At 46.0% G+C, this 1,377-nt stretch carries 2 protein-coding genes; both read right to left on the reverse strand.

Features of this window, described 5'->3' with window-relative positions:
• Positions 1 to 906 (reverse strand): aldehyde dehydrogenase family protein (locus tag VXQ92_RS18050; RefSeq protein WP_416682733.1); only part of this gene is annotated, 906 nt, incomplete at its 3' end.
• A gap of 16 nt (positions 907 to 922) precedes the next feature.
• The coding region (locus VXQ92_RS18055) for a dihydroxy-acid dehydratase (protein WP_416682734.1) at positions 923 to 1,377 on the reverse strand (455 nt) is incomplete at its 5' end.

The following is a 1,377-nucleotide window of genomic DNA, read 5'->3' on the forward strand; positions in this document are numbered from 1 at the left end:
ATTAGTACAGAACTGACCACAGCTTAAAACAACTGAATCAGCCAAGTCTTGTGCAATTTTTTCACCACGGTTTTTTAAGGCTTTGGGCAACATCAGCATCGGGTTAATACTGCTCATTTCTGCAAATACAGGAATCGGTTGTGGACGGGCTGCGGCCATATCACATAAAGCACGACCCCCACGTAATGAACCTGTAAAACCCACAGCCTGAATTAAAGGATGCTTCACTAATGGTTCACCCACGCCATTACCATAGATCATGTTAAATACACCTTTTGGCATATTTGATTTTTCTACGGCACGTTCGATTGCCTGCGCTACAAAATCTGCTGTCGCCATATGTCCACTATGGGCTTTCACCACCACAGAACAACCTGCGGCGAGTGCCGAAGCAGTGTCACCACCAGCGGTTGAAAAGGCGAGCGGAAAGTTACTTGCCCCAAAGACTGCCACAGGGCCGACACCGATTTTAATCTGACGCAGGCCTGGGCGAGGTAAAGGCTGACGCTCAGGCAAAGCGGTATCAATACGGGCACCTAAAAAATCACCACGGCGCAATACTTTGGCAAACAAACGCATTTGCCCACTGGTCCGGGCACGTTCACCTTTTAAGCGTGCAAGTGGCAAAGCATTTTCCTGTGAGACGATTTCTAAAAAATCTGTACCCAAAGCATCGAGCTCATCGGCAATATTTTCTAAAAAAACAGCACGCTGTTCAGGAGACTTATGGCGGTAAGTTTTAAAAGCTTGACTGGCTGCTTCACAGGCCTGATTCACTTCTTGTTCGGTGGCATGGTGAAACTCATAAGGCAGAGCTTCACCAGTCGTAGCATGAATGCTTTTTAATAAGGTTGTACCTTGTGCGCTGCGTGAACCACCAATAAAGTTGTGTCCGATAATGGTCATAACAAATATCCTGAAATTAATGAGAGTGTCTTGGAAGGTTGTCTTGGTTTACGACTCGCATATATAAAGTTGCGGGTTCCAAACAACCACCAGTAGATAATTGACCTACCATGTTGCGATACATTTCTTGCCAAGGTGTTTGAGATGGAGATACCGTCGGTTTCCATTCACGGCGGCGTTGTTCTAACTCTTCGTCAGAAATGAGTACGTTGACTGAACGTTTATTTAAATCAATACGTAAACGGTCATTGGTTTTAAGTAAGGCAATTCCACCGCCTACCGCCGCTTCGGGTGACATATTTAAAATAGAAGGGCTGGCAGAAGTTCCACTTTGGCGGCCATCTCCTAAGCAAGGCAGTGAATCAATCCCTTTTTTAATCAACTCCGCTGGGGGAGCCATATTGACAACCTCAGCACTACCCGGATAACCCACCGTACCTGCGCCACGAATGACTAAAATACAATGTTCAT

It is taken from the genome of Acinetobacter sp. 228, from assembly GCF_048147885.1.